Annotated in this window: 10 protein-coding genes and 1 pseudogene; all 11 read left to right on the top strand. The window is 32.0% G+C overall.

Features of this window, described 5'->3' with window-relative positions; translation table 11 throughout:
• Positions 1-362: 362 nt before the first annotated feature.
• The 11 genes and pseudogenes from PP176A_RS10665 (at position 363) to PP176A_RS10715 (ending at position 21,959) form a co-directional block, all read left to right on the top strand.
• Positions 363-1,337, top strand: coding sequence for a PstS family phosphate ABC transporter substrate-binding protein (locus PP176A_RS10665; RefSeq protein WP_071140465.1), 975 nt, complete (start codon positions 363-365; stop codon positions 1,335-1,337).
• Positions 1,338-1,556: 219 nt separating this feature from the next.
• Positions 1,557-1,808, top strand: a complete 252-nt coding sequence (locus tag PP176A_RS10670; protein WP_071140466.1) for a hypothetical protein — start codon at positions 1,557-1,559, stop codon at positions 1,806-1,808.
• A gap of 172 nt (positions 1,809-1,980) precedes the next feature.
• Positions 1,981-2,391 (top strand): NUDIX hydrolase, encoded by a 411-nt coding sequence (locus PP176A_RS10675; protein WP_071140467.1) that lies wholly within the window; start codon positions 1,981-1,983, stop codon positions 2,389-2,391.
• A gap of 39 nt (positions 2,392-2,430) precedes the next feature.
• A complete protein-coding gene (locus tag PP176A_RS10680) occupies positions 2,431-3,066 on the top strand; it encodes a flavodoxin family protein (RefSeq protein WP_071140468.1) in 636 nt (211 codons plus the stop codon).
• 44 nt (positions 3,067-3,110) lie between these two features.
• The gene (locus PP176A_RS10685; RefSeq protein ID WP_071140469.1) at positions 3,111-3,965 is read left to right on the top strand and encodes an SDR family oxidoreductase; all 855 of its coding nucleotides are present in this window, start codon (positions 3,111-3,113) and stop codon (positions 3,963-3,965) included.
• 85 nt (positions 3,966-4,050) lie between these two features.
• On the top strand, positions 4,051-5,226 hold the full coding sequence (locus tag PP176A_RS10690; protein ID WP_071140470.1) for a M20 metallopeptidase family protein: 1,176 nt from the start codon (positions 4,051-4,053) through the stop codon (positions 5,224-5,226).
• A 19-nt stretch (positions 5,227-5,245) separates the two neighbouring features.
• Complete coding sequence (locus tag PP176A_RS10695; RefSeq protein WP_071140471.1) at positions 5,246-6,964, top strand: phospho-sugar mutase; 1,719 nt, start codon at positions 5,246-5,248, stop codon at positions 6,962-6,964.
• A gap of 1,070 nt (positions 6,965-8,034) precedes the next feature.
• Positions 8,035-9,155, top strand: a pseudogene (locus PP176A_RS16530) (ATP-binding cassette domain-containing protein).
• Positions 9,112-10,797 (top strand): ATP-binding cassette domain-containing protein, encoded by a 1,686-nt coding sequence (locus tag PP176A_RS10705; protein ID WP_071140472.1) that lies wholly within the window; start codon positions 9,112-9,114, stop codon positions 10,795-10,797. The pseudogene PP176A_RS16530 and the gene PP176A_RS10705 overlap by 44 nt, the downstream one beginning before the upstream one ends.
• Positions 10,798-10,976: 179 nt before the next feature.
• The gene (locus tag PP176A_RS10710; RefSeq protein ID WP_083381916.1) at positions 10,977-13,424 is read left to right on the top strand and encodes a sugar phosphate nucleotidyltransferase; all 2,448 of its coding nucleotides are present in this window, start codon (positions 10,977-10,979) and stop codon (positions 13,422-13,424) included.
• 27 nt (positions 13,425-13,451) lie between these two features.
• A complete protein-coding gene (locus PP176A_RS10715) occupies positions 13,452-21,959 on the top strand; it encodes a GH36-type glycosyl hydrolase domain-containing protein (protein ID WP_071140473.1) in 8,508 nt (2,835 codons plus the stop codon).
• Positions 21,960-22,045: the final 86 nt, after the last annotated feature.

Here is a 22,045-nt window from a genome sequence, read left to right on the forward strand (position 1 = left end):
ACGTTTCAAGACCACTGATAAAGTCGTTATTTTTAAAAATTACTCCAGCAAAAATGTGGATTTGTAGATATAAAAAATTAAAAAATCGGACTTTTTCACTGGTCTCGGACGTTTCATTTGTCCTTTTTGCGTTTTTTATTTAAAAACATTGAAAAAGGCCGTATATATGCTAATTTTATATACGGCCTTTTTTATAACTCATAGGAAAATCAAGATTTTCTTAATATAAATTTTCCGTAAAATGGGTTTCAAAAAAGGCATCATTTATTTATAATTTTAATAGAAAGCTTTTTTATAAATATGACTTTTAAAAATAGATATGATGTTTGTTGAAGTTAAATTATTTATGAGGAGAGGATATAATGAGAAAGCGGTATGGAATATTTCTATGTATCTTATTTATGCTATCTTTATTATTAGCTGGCTGTAAAGAAGATGAAGATACCCAATCGATAAAGCCATCAGAAGAAGGCATAGCTGTTAGTAATACAGGTTTAGAGCTTGGACTCACATCGGAAAATTACCCTTCTATAGACGGTTCAACTTCTACCCTGCCTCTTGTACAGGAGATCTACAAAACTATGGTTGTATCAACCGGAGAAGGAGAAGAGTGGTTGAATTTACCTCAAACCCCATCAAAAACGGTACCTTCCTATAAAAAATTAATTGCCGGAGAAGTAGATATGATATTTGTTCCTTATGCTTCTCAGGATATTTTAAAAGAGGCGGAAACTCAAAAGGTGAAGTTGGAATTTTTTCCCGTATCGACAGAAGCTTTGATTTTCATTACAAGTAAGGATAATACGGCACAAAATATTACTGAAGAACAGGTACGCAGCATTTATATTGATTATGCAATAGATAACTGGAAAGAAATAGGAGGACCGGACAAGGAACTGATACCCTTATGCAGGAATGCAGACAGCGGCAGTCAATCTCAGCTTGACAACCTGATTTTAAAAGGGCAGCCTATGAATGAACGGGTCAAGGAGAATTTTGTGGAACTTACTATGGATGGTTTGCTGGAACAAGTGGCTTTTTATCATAATGTCTCTGAAAAGAAATGTTTTGGATTGGGCTATACTTTGTATCACTATTTGCAAAACGTAGACGGAATGACGGGTATCGGTGAAAAATTGAGAATCTTAAATTATGAAGGCATCCCCGCTACTTCGGAAACCATTAAAGATGGCACCTACCCTTTAGTTTCAAATTATTATGCGGTCGTAAGAAAAGATTTGCCTAAAGATCATGCAGCACGTAAAATAATTGAATGGTTGAAAACAGATGACGGGGGAAAATGCATTCGTCGCAGCGGGTTATATCCTGTAACTTAAACAAATATATCAAAGTACTAAAGTACTGCCGACTTATTTATATCAATGCCAAAAAATAATTCATCCCGATAAAAAGGATGTTCGTCCCAATTGCCAGGCAGTTTGTTTGAAAGAGTTTATTAAAATGATAAATAATCAAAGAAGTTGCTGTTTTAAGATTTTTGTTATTTCTGAAAAGTCAGCAAAGTTAATCGGAGTTTATGTTGAAATAATATATTAATGGATTGGATTGAAAGTACTTATCCGGAAGAGAGTGAGGTAGTGATGACTTTAGTCGAAAAGCTCAGAAAAGAAGGAGAAGAAAGAGAACTTTTAAAAGGAATGGAGAAAGGGTTGGAACTGGGAACAAGACAGAGTAAGATAGAAGTAGCAAGAAAATTAGTTAAAATGGATATGAAGTTAGAACAAATAGTATATATAACGGGATTACCATATGAAGAAGTAAAAAAAATAGCAAAGAAAATAGAATAAACATTTTCTTCGATACTAACTTACTATGATAAAAAATGGCATCATGTTAATATGATAAAGCATGGTGTCATTTTTTATCGCCTTGGGTTTTGCCGATTCAGGTAATGTTATGATTTTTATTTTATGATATAATTAATTGGATAATATTATGGCAAAAAAGAAGGATGAAATTATGCAATGTATGATACATAAATTAAATGAGCTTAAAAGTTATAAATTTGTTGTGATTATATCTCGGTTTAAGGGAAAATGGCTTCTGAGCAGACACAAAGGCAGAAATTCCTGGGAAACTCAAGGAGGACATATAGAAAAAGAGGAAGAGCCCTTAGATGCCGCAAAACGTGAATTATTTGAGGAATCCGGAGCAATTGAATTTTCTATAAAGCCGGTTTTTGATTATTGGGCAGGGGATGAGATATCCGGGGCAAATGGAATGGTTTTCTTTGCCGACATTGTTAAATTAGGTAATATGCCTGAGAGTGAAATGGAGGAAGTAAACTCATTTGATAAACTCCCAAAGGATTTAACTTATCCCGATATAACTCCTAAGCTTTTCGAACATATAGAGAATATGGGAAAATAAAAGATTTAGAAAGTATTTATTAAAGAGGAGGTAAAATAAATGAAAGTTGTGGCTTTTAACGGAAGCCCTAATGAGAAGGGAAATACTTATTATGCAATAAAAATGGTTTTGGAAGAGCTTGAAAAGGAAGGCATAGAAACGGAAATAGTTCATATAGGCGGAAAACCAATCAGAGGATGTATTGGCTGTGAGAAATGCAGAAAAAACAAGGACGAAAAGTGTATTCTTCCTGATGACGGAGTAAATGAATGTATTCAAAAGATGAAAGGAGCAGATGGGATACTTTTAGGTTCTCCCGTTTATTATTCATCAATTGCAGGTACTATGAAATGCTTTTTGGACAGAACTTTTTATGTTGCAGGTGGGAATAACAGGATGTTGAGACATAAGGTCGGAGCATCGGTTGTTGCGGTAAGGCGCTGTGGCGGGATGCCGACCTTTAACCAATTAAATAATTATATTGGATATTCGGAGATGTTAATGCCGGCTTCAAATTATTGGAATGTTATTTATGGGGAAGAGCCCGGAGAGGTTTTACGAGATAAAGAGGGTATGCAGATAATGAGAGTTCTCGGGAAAAATATGGCATGGCTTATGAAATTAGTTGAAAACGGAAAGGGAAGAGTTAAGGAACCGGAGGCAGAAGGGAAACTATCTATGAATTTTATTCGTTAGGTAATTTTACCTTTTATTTACTACCCTTTATTGGAGGGATTATTGTGAATAAAAATAAGGTGACAATTATTACTGGAGGAAGCGGAGGCATTGGAAAGGCTGCTGCAATAAAGTTGGCAGAAGAAGGCGGGAAGATAGTCATATTTTCTCGAAATGAAGAAAAAGTAAAAAGAGCAGTTGAGGATATAGTAAGAAAAACGGGCAATAATAGGATAGAATATATATTATGTGATTTGAGCAGTTTTAAAAGTATAAGAAGAGCTGCTAAAGAATTTAAAGAGCGGAATGGGAGGCTGGATGTTCTCATTAATAACGCCGGAATGAATCAGCTGGAACGAAAGATAACAGAAGACGGATATGAGATGCAGTTTCAAGTGAATTATTTAAGTCAATTTCTTCTTACAAATCTTATGCTGGACTTGTTAATTAAAAGTACACCTTCAAGGATAATAAACGTTTCATCGGCTATGCATAAATACGGAAAAATTAATTTTGGTGATATTAACTTTAATAGGGGATATTCCAAATATAAAGCCTATACCCAATCAAAATTAGCAGTTATATTTTTTACCGAAAGCCTTTCAGAAAAGTTGGCCGATAAAGGAGTTTCTGTTAATGCCCTCCATCCCGGACTTGTAAGGACAGAAATAGGAATTAATAGGGAAAATGGTAATGGTAAGTTTATAAGGAGATTGAAAAATCCCTTTGCTATACCGCCGGAAAAAGGTTGTGAGACCTTAGTATATTTAGCATGTTCTCCAGAGGTCGAGAAAATTACGGGAAAATATTTTATAAGAAAGAAAATAAAAAGGACTTCAAATCTCTCCCACGACAAAGAAATAGCCGATAAATTGTGGCAACTTAGCGTTGATGCTACAGGAGCGGATATAATAATATGAGATTTTAAAAACTGCTGTATGAATTTGAAAGGTAAAATATTATAATAATTATTGTGAAAAAAGAATAATTATATGGAGGCATAATATGGATATAAAGAGCAGAGCTATGGATATAAAGGATTGGGTCATAGGTATAAGAAGAGATTTTCATATGCACCCGGAGTTAGGGTTTGAAGAATACAGGACCAGAGATAAAATAATAGAAAATTTAAAAGAAATCGGTATAGAATATAGAATAGTTGCCAACACAGGAGTTGTAGGAATTATAAGAGGAAAGGAAGGAGGAAAAACTGTTGCTTTAAGAGCAGATATGGATGCCCTTCCCATAAAGGAGAAAAATGATGTTTTATACAAATCAAAAGTTGAAGGAAAGATGCATGCTTGCGGCCATGACGCTCATAGTGCCATATTATTGGGAGTGAGCAGAATATTAAACGATATAAAGGATGAACTAAAAGGAAATGTTAAATTATTTTTTCAACCTGCCGAAGAAACGACAGGCGGTGCAAAGCCCATGATAGAACAAGGAGTATTGGAAAACCCAAAGGTAGACGGAATATTTGGACTTCATGTAGATAACGGATTGGATGCGGGACAGATAGGAATAAGATACGGTCAAATGAATGCTGCATCGGATATGATTAAAATAATAATAGAAGGTAAAAACAGCCACGGAGCATATCCTGATTTGGGAGTAGATGCTATAGCTATTGCTGCTTATGTAATAACCGCAATTCAAACTATCATAAGCAGAAATACCGATCCCAGGAATTCAGGAGTAATTTCTCTCGGAGTTATTAATGGAGGATATGCAGGTAATATTATAGCTGATAGAGTTGAAATTGAAGGAATAGTTAGGACATTAGATGAGGAGACGAGAGAAAGGACTATAGAAAGAATTAAAAATATAGTTGAGAAAGTAGCTGAAAGTATGGGAGGAAAAGGAGAAATCAAAAGGAGAAAAAGTTATAATGCTTTGATTAATGATGATAAAATGGTAGATATCATAAAGCAAAGCGGAGAAGGATTTCTTGAAAAGAAAAATGTGATAAAAATAAAATATCCCAGTTTCGGGGTGGAGGATTTTTCATTTTTCTCGGAAAAATGCAGCGGAGGTTTTTTCCTTCTTGGTTCTAAAAATGAGGAAAAAAATATTGTATATAGAAATCATACCCCTAAATTTGATATAGATGAAGATTGCCTTGTTTATGGGGTAATGGTTCAAGTGCAAAATGTTTTAAATTTTTTAAATGGAAATTAAAATAAAGGAGGGCATTATTTTGAATTACATAGATAAGTATAAATCATGGTTAAAAGAAGATTATTTTGATAAAGATACCAAAGAAGAACTTTTATCTATTAAAGATAATGCTAAGGAAATAGAAGATCGGTTTTATACGGATTTAAGTTTTGGAACTGCAGGACTTAGGGGAAAAATCGGAGCCGGAACAAATAGAATGAATAAATATACCGTATCTTTAGCAACTCAAGGATTAGCGGATACTATAGCTGGCTTTGGGGAAGAAGCAAAAAAAATGGGAGTTGCAATAGCCTATGATATCAGACATTATTCTAAAGATTTTGCAACAGAAGCCTCTTTGGTTTTAGCCGCTAACGGAATCAAAGTATATCTATTTGAGGATATAGCTCCTACGCCGGAACTTTCCTTTGCAATAAGGAGACTTAAGACATTATCCGGAATAGTCATTACGGCAAGTCATAATCCTAAGGATTACAATGGGTATAAGGTATATTGGAAAGAAGGCTCTCAAATACTTGATAATATAGCCGAGAAAATACTAAAAAATATTAAGGCTATAAAAAGTTTTAAAGATATTAAGACTATGAGTAAGGAAGAAGCCCTGGGTAAAGGACTTTTAAATATAATAGGGAAGGAAGTAGAAGATGAATACATAGAAAATGTATTAAGATTGTTTCTTAATGACAATATAGATAAAAATATAAATATTATATATACTCCGTTAAACGGCACCGGCAACAGACCTGTAAGAGAAGTATTAAAAGAGAGAGAATTTAAAAATATATTTGTAGTGCCGGAACAGGAGAATCCTGACTCTGACTTTACTACAGTCGGTTATCCCAATCCTGAGAATCCCAAGGTATTCGATTACGCTCAAAAATTGGGTAAAGAAGTAGACGGAGATATATTAATAGCAACAGATCCTGATTGTGACAGGGTTGCATGCATGGTTAAAAATAAAGAGGGAGAATATGTATTTTTGAACGGAAATCAAACAGGAGCTCTTTTGGTAAACTATATTTTATCATCACGAAGTAGGAAAAATACAATTCCTCAAAATGGAGTGATAGTAAAATCAATAGTTACGGGAGATTTAAGCAGAAGAATTTCAGAGAAGTACAATGTGGAAACCATAGAAACTTTAACGGGGTTTAAACATATATGCAGCAAAGCCAACGAATTTGATATAACTAAGGAACATACTTTTATATTTGGGTTTGAGGAGAGTATAGGATATGTGTATGGAACGATGGTAAGAGATAAAGACGGAGTTATTTCTTCCATGCTTATATCAGAGATGGCCGCTTATTATAAAAAAGAAGGCAAAACCTTGCTGGATGTGTTGGAAGAGTTATATAGGGAATTTGGATATTACAAAGAAAAACTGATATCTATAGTATTGGAAGGATTGGAAGGTAAAGAAAGATTTGAAAGTATAATGAAAGAAATCAGAGAAAATCCCATTACTCAAATCGGAGACAAAAAACTCATTATGACTATGGATTATTTAAATGGAGAGATTAAAAACTTAGAGAAAGGGACTGTAGAGGAAACTCATATGCCAAAATCAAATGTACTTAAATATAAATTTGATGACGGCAGCTGGTATGCGATAAGGCCTTCGGGAACGGAACCCAAAATCAAAATATATATTTATTCTACAGGTAAAAGCGAAAACCATTCGAATGAGAACATATCCCTTATTGAAAAAAAGATTATGGATAGAATTAAAAAATAACCTGAATTATTCATGACGGTAAAAAGATAAAATTTTTACCGTCAAAATTTATTTTAAAAAAATTCGTTTACTAAATATATTAATATTTCGCTAAAAAGGGGCACAAAAAGAATTTTTTTAAAATTATGATAAGTAAAAAAATTGCGGAAATTTCTTTACTCATTATAATTTCTATAGTATTATTAATATAACATCATGAGTTAGTTGGATTTGAAGAGTATATTAGTTTAACGGAAAAGATATCATGCAAAATATAAGTGCTATTTTTCATTAAATTTTTAAATATAGACATAATTAATAAAATTTAATAAGTCTTAAAACTAAAACGAGATTTGAATATCCAGTCGATGTTATTTCGCTACAAAATACAAAAACTAAATCTGTTGAGTATAAAACTACAAAAGTATGTATTAGTAAAAAGCCAAAAAATAAAATTAGCATAAAAAAGATATAATAGATATTTTATTAAGGAGGTTCCAATGGCTAACTATTTAAGAAAAAACAAATTACTTCTATTTATATATGGGATATTTTCCCTTGTGACCTATGCTTTTCTAACTTTAATATTTACTTCATATTCTTGGATAACAGATATTGCATTAAATAATGATCTTGCTCAAGGAAAAGTTGTTACCATTCAAGTTATGTTAATGCTTTTAGGGATGTTGATTTTTGTGATCACCATATCTTTTATTGAAAGATATCTTCTTTATAAAGTTTCAAAATCTTTGAGAGGAGATATGGTGAGCAAATTACTTGATTTAAACTATAATAGTTTCTATGAGAAGGATAATGTATACTATTCTTCCATGATTGTAAATGATATTGATGTTCTAGAAAATGAATACTATATGAGTTTAATCAATATTATTGGAGAAGTAATTCAAATTTTGGTTATGATATTTTTTATTGCAAAAATTGATTTAAAGTATGTATTTATTATTTTGCTATTGACCATACCTTCTCTAATACAACCTTTTTTACTTAAGAAAAAAATTGGTATAGCTGGGCTTAATAGTTCAAAGGCAATGACTCGATACAATGATAAAACTAATGAATATATCTATGGTATGGAAGAAATCACAACAAGCAATAAACATACTATATTTCAAGAAAAATTTAAAGATGATGTTTTTAAATTGGAGGATACCAGATATAATGAAAAATTCCTAGGTGCAATAAACTTTGTTTTGGCAGCTGTTGTAATTTATTTTTTAAAAGTTGGAGCTTTGATAGTCTTTGTAAATGATGTTGTAGCTAAATTAATAGAAGTTTCTGCAGCTACAGCCTTGTTTGGATATGCAAATAATATAGGTAACCCTGTATCATCCATACTGGACTATTATGAAAAAATCAATGCAAGTAAAAATGTTAAAGAAAAAGTAGATACTTTTTTAAATGAGGGAAATGATTTTGAAGATTCATTAGACGATATTGATGATATTGAAAGAATAGATGTTAAAAATCTAAGTTTTTCCTATAATGATACACAAGTTTTAAAAAATATTAATTTTACATTTAATAAAGGATATAAATATGCAATTTTTGGTGGCAGCGGCAGCGGTAAGAGTACATTGATAAAACTTATGACGGTCAGATATTTTTTAATGATATGGAGCTGAAAACAATTAAAAACAGCTCACTTTGGAAACAAATGGCATATATTCAACAGAAAGTGTTCATAATGAGTGGAACCTTAAAGGATAATATAACTTTATTCTCAAATAAATATACAGATGATGAGATAAATAAAGCCGTTAAATTTTCAGGACTTGATGGATTAATAAAAAGCCTACCTAATGGTATCGATACATATATAGAGGAAGGCGGAAAGAATTTTTCAGGAGGAGAAAAGCAGAGAATTTCATTGGCTAGGGCGTTACTATCAGATAAATCTATTTTCTTATTAGATGAAAGTTTTTCTGCACTTGATAATAAAAATTCTATGGAAATTGAAAAGAATATTTTGGACATTGATAAGACTATAATAATGATTAGCCATAGACCTAACGATAATCTATATAAATATGATGATATTATAGTTTTTAAAGATGGAGAAATAGCGGAACACGGTTTATATGATGAATTGCTTAAGAAAGACACATATTTTTACAATCTAATCCAAGATAGCAAGGAAGGGGAAAACGATGAAGAAAAGAAACAATGTAGTTCTGAAAGCACTTTTTCATAGTCCCTTAAAGATACTTGGACTTACGATATTATACATATTTACGGCAATTTTTGTAAACATTTTAAGCAAGGATTTAGGAACTGCATTTGATATTGGAATCAGCGGATCAACTAATGATTTTAAAGATTATGCTATTAAAATAACTCTAACTCTTGCACTTTTATTGGCATTTCAATTTTTAGCCAATGTATTTGAGCAAAAATATTATTTTGAAACTTTAAAGAGAACTAGGCTTGGTATCTTTAATGAAATAGGTAAGAAACCATTATATAAATTTATTGAAAAGGATTGTGGAGAATATAGCTCTTCACTTATTAATGATGTAAAATTATTAGAAGAACAATTTTTTAACCCCGTAAGGCTTACCTATAATCATGTGATTAAGCTGATAATAGCTATAGTGTTTGTAATACAAATTAATGTGGGAATCACTATATTTATAATTATTGCTAGTTTCATCCCTATATTAATACCAAACCTTTTTACAAAAAAGCTATCAGAAAAATTTTCAAACTATAGTGTCGGTATATCTAATTACACTATGAATCTAAATGAACTATTAGAAGGTTATGATGTAATAAAAACTTATAATGCAGAGGATTCTATAAAGTTTAGACATAATGAAATCAATGAAGCAGCTTTAACTACAAAAAGAAATGCATATAATTTTTTGGGGATTGTATCCAATATTGCAGCCATAACTTCGATTTTTGTAATGATGGGGGCATTATTAATCGGCATGTTTTTATCTATTCACGGTATTCTAACAGTAGGTGAAGTTTTTGCTATAACTTTTATATCCAGTAATATTACAGCTCCTCTCAGTACAATTAGTAGCAATTTTTCAAATATTAAAGGCAGTAAAAAAATCATTCAAAAATTCAATAACGAAGAATATAAGAAAGATGAATTAGTAGAACTGAACAATATTAATAAAGGTATAGAATTTAAAAATTACTTTTTAACTATCAATAAACCAATTTTAAAAAATGTTAACTATACTTTTGAAATTGGTAAAAAATATGCTATAGTAGGTGGGAGCGGGAGCGGTAAAAGCTCGTTAGTGAAGAGTATATTGGGATATTATTACGACTATTCCGGGGATATCTTTGTAGATGGGTTAGAATTGAGAACTATAAATATAAATAGTGTATATGACAATATTTCATATGTTCCACAAAGTGTATCCTTTTTCCAAGGAACAATTAGAGATAATTTAAGTTATTTTAAATCAAATACAAAATTGAAACTAACAGAAGTATTAGAATTTGCAAATATATACAAGAAAATACAGAGTCTACCTAATAAATTAGATACTGAAATAGATAGAACTGTTTCAGAACTTTCTGGGGGTGAAAAACAAAGGATTGGTATTGCTAGATCCGTAGTAGAGGGTAAACAAATTTTTATTTTAGATGAAGCCACATCTGCGTTAGATGGTAAAAATTATAATATAGTTGAAAATAATATTTTAGAAAAAGATATAACATTAATTACAGTTACCCATAGACTAGATAAAAATATTTTAGAAAAATATGATGATATTATTGTTTTAGAAAATGGAGAAATAGTTGAAAATGGAAGATTTGAAGATCTCATAGATAAGAAAAGCCATTTTTATCAATTATATTTTGGAAACTGATGTGTTTAAATAATGGGAAATATTCTTGTTCGGCAGAGCCGCCAGTGCGGTACGGTGAGAGCCACCTATATTATGATGGATAATTCAAAAAATAGTTTTGATTTAGAACCTTGGTATATTCCAAGGTTTTTTCTTTTTCATGAATAGATTTTTGCTTTCTATCAAAGAATATTTCTTATATGAATAAGATGGGAGTGATAAAAATTAAAGCAGTAATAATGTCCGGAGGAAAAGGAACTCGGCTCAGACCTCTTACATGTCAAATTCCAAAACCTATGGTTCCTATATTTAATAAACCCGTTATGGAATATATAATTAAACTTTTGAAAAGTCACAATATTTATGATATAGCTGTGACTCTTCATTATTTACCCAACGAAATAACGGAATATTTCAACGAAGGAGAAAAATATGGGGTTCATATGAGTTATTTTATAGAAGATGTCCCTCTCGGAACTGGAGGAAGTGTAAAAAATGCTAAAGGATTTTTAGACAGCACGTTTTTAGTAATAAGTGGAGATGCCTTTACAAATATTGATATAACCAAGGCCGTAAAATTCCATAAGGAAAATAATTCAAAAGCTACTTTAATTTTAAAAAAAGAGCCCATACCTTTAGAATATGGTGTAGTAATTACCGGCGAAGATGGGAGGATAAAGAAGTTTTTAGAAAAACCCGGTTGGGGAGAAGTATTCAGCGATACTATCAATACGGGAATATATATTCTTGAACCGGAAGTAATGAATTATTATAAGGCCGGAGAAAATTTTGATTTCGGCAAGGATTTGTTTCCTCGTTTGCTTAAAGATGGTATTCCAATGTATGGATATATAACTTCGGATTATTGGTGTGATGTCGGAGATTTACATTCTTATATGAATACTCACGTTGATTTTTTGGAGAAAAAAGTTTTTCCTGTAGAGGATGCCGAAGAAGTAAAAAAAGGCATATGGATAGGCAGGGGAACAATAGTTGAAGAAGGCGCTCAACTGTTTCCTCCTGTTTATATAGGAAAAAATACTATAGTAAAGAAGGATTCAAAGATTTATGGTTGTACCGTAATAGGGGATAATTGCTACTTAGGCGAAAATACATCTGTTAAGAAGAGTATCCTATGGAAGAATGTCCATATATGTAACAATGCCGAGATAAGAAAATCGGTCTTGTGTGATGGTGTGAGGATATCCGATAGAGTAAGGATATTTGAAAATTCGGTAATAGGCACTTCATCCATAATTAAGGATAACGCTGTTATAAAATCTAATGTTAAAGTATGGCCTGAAAAAAGAGTTGAAAGGGATATGGTTGTTAAAAATGATTTGATCTGGGGTACCGGTGTTTCTAAAAATATATTTGGGAAAAGAGGCGTATCCGGAATATTTAATCAGGATATAACAACGGAGTTTTCGTCAAAATTGGGAGGAGTATTTGCTTCATTATATCAAGGAAAAAGTTTATTTGTCATAGCTTCCGATGAGAAAGATTCATCTCAAATCATAAAAAATGCATTAAATTCGGGAGTAGTTTCCGCAGGAGGAAGAATGGTGGATATTCGTGTAGGAACTGTTCCCATGGTAAGATATGCTGTCAATTACCTTAAAGGAGACGGAGGTATTTTTGTAAGCTGCGGAGATTCAAATTCAGACACAATATCAATAGAGTTTTTTGATGATAAAGGGAAAAATATTGACAGAACTCAAGAAAGAAAAATTGAAAATGAATTTTCTATCGGAGATTTTAATAGAACAAATGGGGACAAAATAAAGGATATAATTGAAATTTCAAATTTTTCGTCTCTTTATCTAAAATACGGAGAGGAGATTCTTGATCATATTTCATCAATAAAGGAGAAAAGGCCTAAAATCGTTATAGGCTCAAAATCAAAATATATTATTGATTTGGCAGAGAAATATTTAAAGAATATAGGCTGTAATACTGTTTCCATATTAGAAGAAGAATTAAAGGAGATAAAAGAAAAAATTATATCTGTAAAGGGAGATATGGGTATAATAGTTTTCCAGAATGGGGAAAATATTATTTTAATTGACCACGAAGGAAATTTTATAAAAGACGAAAAATATAATTTCCTTACTTTTTTGATAGGATTGGAAACTAAGAAGATTAAAAACATAGTCATTCCTTATAATTTTCCAAGGACAGCTGTTTCATTGGCGGAAAATTACGGAGGAAGTATATCTATAACAAAAACGAATGTGTCTGAGATAATGAAGGAAATGGAAAAAGATGATTCGCATTTCCAATATATATTAAGTTTTGATGCTCTATTTGCTGCAGGGAAAATAATAGATTATGTATCCTATAAAAATATAAAGTTGAAAGATATTGCCTCAGAGATACCGGATTTTCATTTTATAAAGAAAGAAATACCATGCAAGTGGGAAGATAAAGGGAAGATTGTAAGACTTTTGTCGGAAGATAAAAAGCAGCAACTGGAGATGTTTGAAGGAGTAAGGTTTTTAGATAAAAACGGTTGGGCATTAATACTTCCTGATATTGAGAAACCTACTTTTAATTTATATGCTGAAGGTAGTACCGAAGAATTTGCAGAAGAAATATCGGATTTCTACTATGAAAAAATTAAAAGACTTTTGGAAGACAAAAGATAATATTTTGTTTGGGAGGAAGAAATATTCATGTGGCAGCTTTTTTTCATGTATTTTGCTACTTTGTTATTGCTTATCATATACATTGTTATTTATTTAAGAAAGGATAACAAAGAATATATTGAAGTGGCAGATGTATTGTTAAATAATGAAGAACTTTTTAAACATGCGAGGGAAATCGGAAGAATAGATGTAGGGGAAAAGAGTATGGATGTTAAATATTGTCTGCTCAATAGATTAGATAGAAATTTTGAAGATATTGAGGACATATATTTAAATCTGAATGAAGAGTTTAATAAAAAAAGAGAATTGCCAAAAGCCTCCGAATGGCTTTTGGACAATTTCTATATTGTTGAACTTCAATATAAAATGGTCAGACAAAATCTTGAAAGAGAAAAAAAATTCAAACTCAGAACTTTAACTGCAGGGCCTCTTAAGGGCTATCCAAGAGTGTACAGGGTAGCTTTAGAGCTGATATCCCATTCTGAAGGAATAATTACAGAGGAGAACATTATTAAATTCATAAATTTTTATCAAAGAGAAACCATTCTTTCCATAAAGGAAATATCAGCTTTATCTCTTATGTTTACTTTTGCGCTTATGGAATATGTAAGAAATATTTCAATAAAAATAGACGAGACTCAAAGAGTGTGGAAGGAAGCAGAAGAAGTACCATTAAGTGATATAGATGAAATTGAAAAGTATATAGATAAGTATGGAAAGGTAAATACCTCCTTTATTGAACATCTTCTTAAAAGAGTGAAAAAAGAAAAAGAAGATGGAAATTTGTATGCAAATTTGTTGGAGAAGAAGATTACTTATCTGGGGACAGATATAAAAACAGTATTGGAGAAAGAATATAAAAAACAAGGCCATATGAAAATATCCATAGGGAATGGAATAACAAGTATGAAATCCATATCGAACTTGGATTGGAATTACATATTTGAATCATTATGCGTTGTAGAAAAAATATTAAAGGAAGACCCTATGGAAGTATATCAAAATATGGATAAAGAATCCAAAAATTATTATAGATATCAGGTAGAAAAATTAGCCGAAAAATTAAATACTCAGGAGACTTTTATAGCAAGAAAAGCTATAGAATTGGCGAAAGAAGAAAATGACAAGAAAAATATGGGCAGAGAAAGTCACGTTGGATATTATATACTTGATAAAGGAAGAAAAAAAATATTTGAAAGTTTAGGATATACAGGAAAATCATCACTTATGTATTTGAACAATTCATTTCTTTATATAATTCCGATTGTATTATTATCTCTGCTTATGAGTGGTATATTGGCGAGATACGGTTATTTGAGAAATGGAACGAGTATGGGAGCAGTTATATTTTTAACTGTATTTATTCCCTTTATGACTATTTCAACTGCAGTTGTTAATGAAATATATTCCAAAGTATACAAACCGAAACTTCTTCCTAAAATTGAATTTAAAGAAGGGATACCCGAAAAATGTAAAACATTCTTGGTTATTCCAACTCTTATTACCAATAAGAAACGGGTTAAAGAGCTTGCGGAAAATCTTGAAACCCATTATCTGTCTAATAAAGAGAAAAATATTTATTTTGGGATAATAGGAGATTTTGCGGATTCTGAAAAAGAAGAGATGGAAGATGATCACGAGATAACAGAAGAAGGACTAAAATGGATTAATAAACTTAACGAAAAATATGCTGGAGATGAAAATATATTTTATTATTTTCACAGAAAAAGAGTTTATTCAAAAACTGAAGAAAAATGGACAGGATGGGAAAGAAAAAGAGGAGCTTTAGTAGAATTTAACAACCTTATTTCAGGGAAAAAAGGCACTACATTTTATGTTATTTCCGGTAATGTAGAAAATTTAATGGAAAAAATCAAATATGTTGTTACTTTAGATGCTGATACTAAAATCCCTATTGGAGGAGTTAAGAAGTTAGTAGGGACTATAAGTCATCCTTTAAATTCCCCTGAAGTCTATAAATATAGAGATATCGTTCGTGAAGGATTTGGAATTATTCAACCGAGAATAACAGTAAATATGGAAAGTGCAAATAAATCATTGTTTACAAGGATTTATGCAGGCCATGGAGGAATAGATCCTTATACCACATCCGTATCCAATGTATATCAGGATGTTTTTGGAGAAGGAATATTTACAGGTAAGGGAATATATGATCTCAATGCGTTTCAGCAGGGTCTGAAGGATAAGATACCGGAAAACAGCATTTTAAGCCATGATTTAATAGAAGGAATTTATTTGAGAGCAGGCCTTGCTTCAGATATAGAATTGGTAGACGAATATCCATGGAAATATAATTCCTATATAATGAGGCAACATAGATGGGTAAGAGGAGATTGGCAGCTAATAAAATTTTTATTTTCCAGAGATAGGTCAATAAACGCTATTTCCCGATGGAAGATATGGGATAATATGAGAAGAAGTATTTCTCCCATTGCCACTATGCTGACTTTGATATTGGGAATTATAATTTTCCCGGGGAATAAATACATATGGATAGGAATAAGTCTGATTTCTTTATTTATGCCCTTTATAATCGGATTTATAGAATCCATATTATATAGAAATTTCAGGATAAGTATGATCAAAATTAACGGAAATATAATTACAGGATGGAAAGGGCTGATATACCAAGGAACACTTTCATTCATGTTTTTACCTTATGAAAGTTATATGATGGCTGATGCCATAATAAGAACTTTGTGCAGAGTTTTTATTACAAAGAAAAACTTAATCCAATGGACCACAGCCTTTGATGTAGAAAAAGAACTTACCAATGATATAAAAAGCTATTTTAAGCTGATGAATAAAGGTGTATTAATCAGCGTATTGACTTTAGCGTTGGTTTATATATTAAATCCCCATAATATATGGATAGGATTGATAATAAGCTTTTTGTGGTTTATTTCTCCCATAGCGGCTTTTAAAATAAGCAATGAAGATAAAGACGAAAAAAAGATGATATCAGAAAGGGATTTAAGAACCTTGAGGAGAATATCTCGAAAAACTTGGAATTATTATGAAGAATTTACAAATGAAGAAAACAATTTTATTCCGCCGGATAATTTTCAGGAATATCCATATAACGGATTGGCTTACAGAACTTCTCCGACCAATATAGGATTTTATCTTTTAGCGGTACTTTCGGCAAGGGATTTTGGATATATAAGTACTAAACATATGATCGATTTGATAGAAAAAACTATTTATACTATTAACAAAATGGATAAGTGGGAAGGCCATTTATATAATTGGTACGGAACTTTGGATTTAAAACCCTTAAGACCTTATTTTATTTCGACCGTAGACAGCGGAAATTTTGTAGCTTATTTGATAGTGCTGAAAGAGGGAATTAAGGAATATTTAAACAGACCGTTTTTTGAAGGAAGTATTATTGACGGCTTTATTGATACGGGGGTTTTAATTGAGGATAATGAAGTAAGAAATTTGATTTTGAATGAATTTAACTCCGTGTCTAGGATAAGGGAAAAGGAATTAACCGATATAGAAAATAAATTTATTGTTTGTAAAGATAATAATGAAAATAAAAAAGATAAGTGGTTAGAAAATTCTATAGGATTTATCAAAGATCTAAAAGCTGAATATACCGAATTTTTTTCTGACAGCGATATAGAAGATACATTTGAGTTAAAACCTGCAGAATTAGTTAAATATTATGAAGAACTGATTAATGAAGAGGAAGCAGAAAGTGATTCATATAAAGACCTTTTTAGATTGAAATGCAATGCTGAGGATTTTATAGAAAGATGTAAGAATTTGATAGACAATATTGAACATTTAATATCCGAAACAAAATTCAAACCTTTATACGATAACAAAAAATGTTTATTTTCCGTTGGATATAATGTTGAGGATAAAAAGATTGTAAATTCCTATTACGATTTATTGGCTTCTGAAGCAAGAACGGCCAGCTATATATCTTTATCGAGAGGAGAAGTACCCGCGGACCATTGGTTTAAACTGGGGAGACCTTTGGTCGTGAAAAAAGGGTTCAGAAGTTTAGCATCTTGGGCAGGAACCATGTTTGAATATTTGATGCCTGCTTTGACAATAAAGAGTTACAAAAATACGCTTTTGGATGAAACCTATAAAACTTCGGTTAAAATTCATATAGACTATGGAACGGATAAAAAGATACCTTGGGGAATATCCGAGTCGTGTTTCTTTGCCTTTGATTCCAATTTGAACTACCAATATAAAGCCTTTGGAGTTCCATTTTTGGGATTTAAAAGAGGACTAAAGGACGATACCGTAGTATCCCCTTATTCTACTATTCTGTCTTTGAACATAAACTATGAGGCTGCGTTAGAGAATATAAGAAAATTAATAGAGGAAAACTTGGAAGGAGAATACGGATTTTTTGAATCCATAGATTATACTTACAGCAGACTTCCTATGAATATGGATAAAGCTGTAGTTAAAAGTTATATGACCCATCATCAGGGAATGATATTCGTATCCATAGACAATTTTTTGAAGGATAATTCCATGGTTAAGAGATTTCACCGAGATCCGGAGATGAAATGCGGAGAGCTGTTTCTTCAGGAAAAAATACCTTTAAGAGCTATTGTGGCAAAGGAAACCGAAAATCTTATTCGTACAGAAGAAAAAGCCAAGAAAAATGAGATGAATATTATAAGAAGGTATGATGAAAGAAGTCTTTCCTATACCAAATGCCATGTATTGTCATCGGGAGACTATTCTTTGATGATTACGAACAGAGGAAGCGGATTTTCAAAAAAAGGCGATATATATATAAACAGATGGAGAGAAGATTTTTTAACTAAAAGTTACGGGAATTTTGTATATATTTCCGACCTGAAAAGGAATAAATTCTGGTCTAATACCTATGAGCCGACTAATGTAATTCCCGAAAAGTATAAGGTGGAATTTTCAAATCATAAGGTTGATTTTTATAGGTTGGACGGGGATATTGAAACCAAAACGGAAATAGTTCTTCTTCCTGAAGAAGAAGGAGAAGTCAGGAAAATTACTATAAAGAATATCGGCAATGAAGATACATTAATAGAAATAACAAGCTATTTGGAATTAGTCGGGGATAAGATAGAAAATGATACTACCCATTCGGTTTTTAACAATTTATTTATAAAAACCGAGATATGTGAAGAAATCCATATGCTTCTCGGAGAGAGAAGAAAGAGAAATAAAAATGAAGAAAAGGTATGGGTATACCATATGGGAAAGATATACGAAAATGCGGAAGAAAATTTTCAATATGAGACCAACAGGCTGAATTTTGTTGGCAGAGGAAAAAATTTGAGATATCCCAATGCTTTATCTAAGGGACTCACGAATACGGCCGGAGTTGTATTGGATCCCATTATGAGTATAGGAAAAAGGGTTAAGATAAAAGGAAAGGAAAGTATAACAATTTATTTTTTAACCGGAATTACCGATACAAAAGAAAATGCCGTAAATATCGGCAAAAAATATTCGGACCAAGGACAAATGGAAAGGTCGCTGGAATTAGCTTATACGAGAAGTCAGACGGAAATAGGATATTTAAACTTGAAATCCAATGAAATTAGGCTGTATCAGGATATTCTGAATGATATTTTACTGCTGGAAGGCAACAGTAAAAGAAGATATGATGAAATAATAAGGAAAAATGAAAAAGGGCAGAACGGATTATGGGCTTACGGAATTTCAGGGGATCTTCCCTTGGTATTGGTAGTTATCAAAAATGTAGACGGAATTGATAACTTAAAAACTATTTTAAGAGCTCATGAGTATTGGACATTTAAAGGTATAAAAATTGATTTGCTGATTTTAATTGAAGATGGAAACTCATATTATCAACCTTTGTTAGATAATGTGAGAGATATGGTCTACGAATATAGAGGAAATTTTGTAGAAATACAAGGAGGAATATTTATACAAAATGGCAATGACATACCTCTGCAGGATAAAGGGCTTTTTTATAAATGGGCAAATATTGTGATAGATTCATCTGTAGGATATATAAAGGAAAATTACAAAAAGGTTGGCATACCTTATAAAAAATATAATAAAGACCCGATAAAGTATGATTCTTCGGATAAAAATTTAGAATTAAGATTTTTCAATGGTTATGGAGGCTTCTCTCAAGACGGAAGGGAATATATTATCAAATTAAATAAGGATATCAATACTCCGTTACCTTGGATAAATGTTATTTCCAACGACAAATTCGGATTTATAGTAAGCGAAAGGGGAAGCAGTTTTACTTGGGCTGATAACAGCAGAGAAAATAAACTTACACCTTGGTACAATGATTTAGCAGAAGATCCGTCGGGGGAGATCATATATATAAGGGATGAAGAAACAGGGCATATATGGAATATAACTCCTGGGCCTATAAGAGAAAATGAGGATTATATTATCTCCCACGGAATGGGATATACAAATTTTTATCATGACAGCAATGGAATGGAGCAGAATTTGACTATGTTTGTTTCCATGGAAGACAATATAAAAATTAATTATATAAAGATTAAAAACAATTCTCCTTTTGAAAGGAAATTATCCTTGGCATATTTCGCAAGACCTGTTTTAGGGGTTGAAGACGGCAAAGAAAGGAAGCACGTTGAAACATATATGGATGAAAAAAAAGAGATATTTTATGCACTAAACAGTACTAATAGTGAATTTAGAGGAAGTACCCTATATATGGGTTCATCGGAGAAGATCAAAAGCTACACGGGAGATAGAAAAGAATTTCTTGGTTCAGGTTCCTTCGAAAATCCGGAAGGAATGAAAAGAGACAGCTTTTCTAATATGGCAGGAATAGGCATGGACCCTTGCTGTGTAATAAATATTGATTTAACTGTTCCCTCGGGAAAAGAAAAGGAATTGGTTTTTTTAATTGGTGAAAGTAAGGGAGTCAAGAGCGGAAGAGAGACGATAAGCAAATATAAAGACATTGGATACTCTAAAATGATGCTGGAGAAAGCCAAATATTTTTGGACGGATTTGTTAACTAAAATTCAGATAGAAACTCCCGATGAATCCATGAATCTGCTTATGAATAATTTTCTTCTGTATCAGACCATTGCTTGCAGGTTATGGGCAAGGGCAGGATTTTATCAGGTTGGAGGTGCCTACGGAGCGAGAGATCAAATTCAGGACAGTATGAACTGCATATATGTGTTTCCTGAGTTAACAAGAAAACAAATTATATTAAATTGCCGTCACCAATTTTTGGAAGGGGATATACAACACTGGTGGCATCCGGATCCCTATTCTGACGTCCACAAGGGAATAAGGTCAAAATGTTCAGATGATCTTTTATGGCTTCCTTATGTATTAGCCGAATATGTCAAGATTACGGAAGATTATGAGATTTTAAATGAGAAAGTTTATTTTATAGAAAGTATGCCGTTAAATGAAGAAGAATATGAAAGATATGAGATACCTGATATTTCAAATGTAGAAGAGAACGTCTATGAGCATTGTGTAAAAGCAATAGAGAAATCCCTTGTCTTCGGAGAAAGAGGATTACCTCTTATGGGTTCGGGAGACTGGAATGACGGTATGAACAGAGTAGGATTTAAAGGAAAGGGCGAAAGCGTATGGCTTGGATGGTTCCTTATATCGGTACTTGAGAAATTTATTCCTATATGTGAAAAAATGAATGATAAGGAGAAAGTCAGCCGGTACAAAGGAGTTATTAATGATATTAAATATTCCATTGAAAAAAATTGCTGGGATGGAGATTGGTATTTAAGAGCTTTCTTTGATGACGGGACTCCCATAGGGTCAAAAGAAAGCAGTGAGTGTATAATAGATTCTATCTCTCAATCTTGGGCAGTAATATCGGGAATGGGAGATTGGGACAGAATTGAAAAATCCCTAAATTCATTAGAAAAATATTTAATTAATGAAGATAAGGGTATGATACTTTTGTTTACTCCTCCTTTTGATAATATATCCGAAGACCCCGGTTATATAAAGAGTTATGTTCCCGGAGTGAGAGAAAACGGAGGACAATATACTCACGGGGCAATATGGGTAATAAGTGCCTTTGCCAAAACCGGAAAGGGAGACAGAGCTTATGAGCTTTTTCACATGATTAACCCCATCAACCACTCAAGGAGTGCCATAGAATGTTCCAATTATAAAGTTGAACCTTATGTTATGGCAGCAGATGTCTATAACGTTAATCCTCATGTAGGAAGAGGCGGATGGACGTGGTATACGGGATCGGCAGGGTGGATGTACAAAGTTGGACTTGAAGATATATTGGGATTTAAAAAGGAAGGAAACAGATTGTATATAAATCCATGTATACCGAGGAAATGGGATAAATATACTATTAAGTACAGATATAAAAATACCCATTATAATATAATGATTAAAAATCCGTATAAAGTCAATAGAGGGGTTAATTATATAATGATTGACGGGAATAAAATTGCCGAAAAGTATATTTTATTGCAAAATGACGGAGGGGAACATCTCATTGAGGTAATATTGGGAAGTTATAGAGACAGTTAGAAGGAAGATATAAATCTAAATGTGTCCTTTAAAAAATGCAATTTTGCTTAGCCAAAATTGCATTTTTATGTATATAGGGGCAAATA

This window comes from Sporanaerobacter sp. PP17-6a, from assembly GCF_900095615.1.
GTDB lineage: Bacteria > Bacillota > Clostridia > Tissierellales > Acidilutibacteraceae > Acidilutibacter > Acidilutibacter cellobiosedens.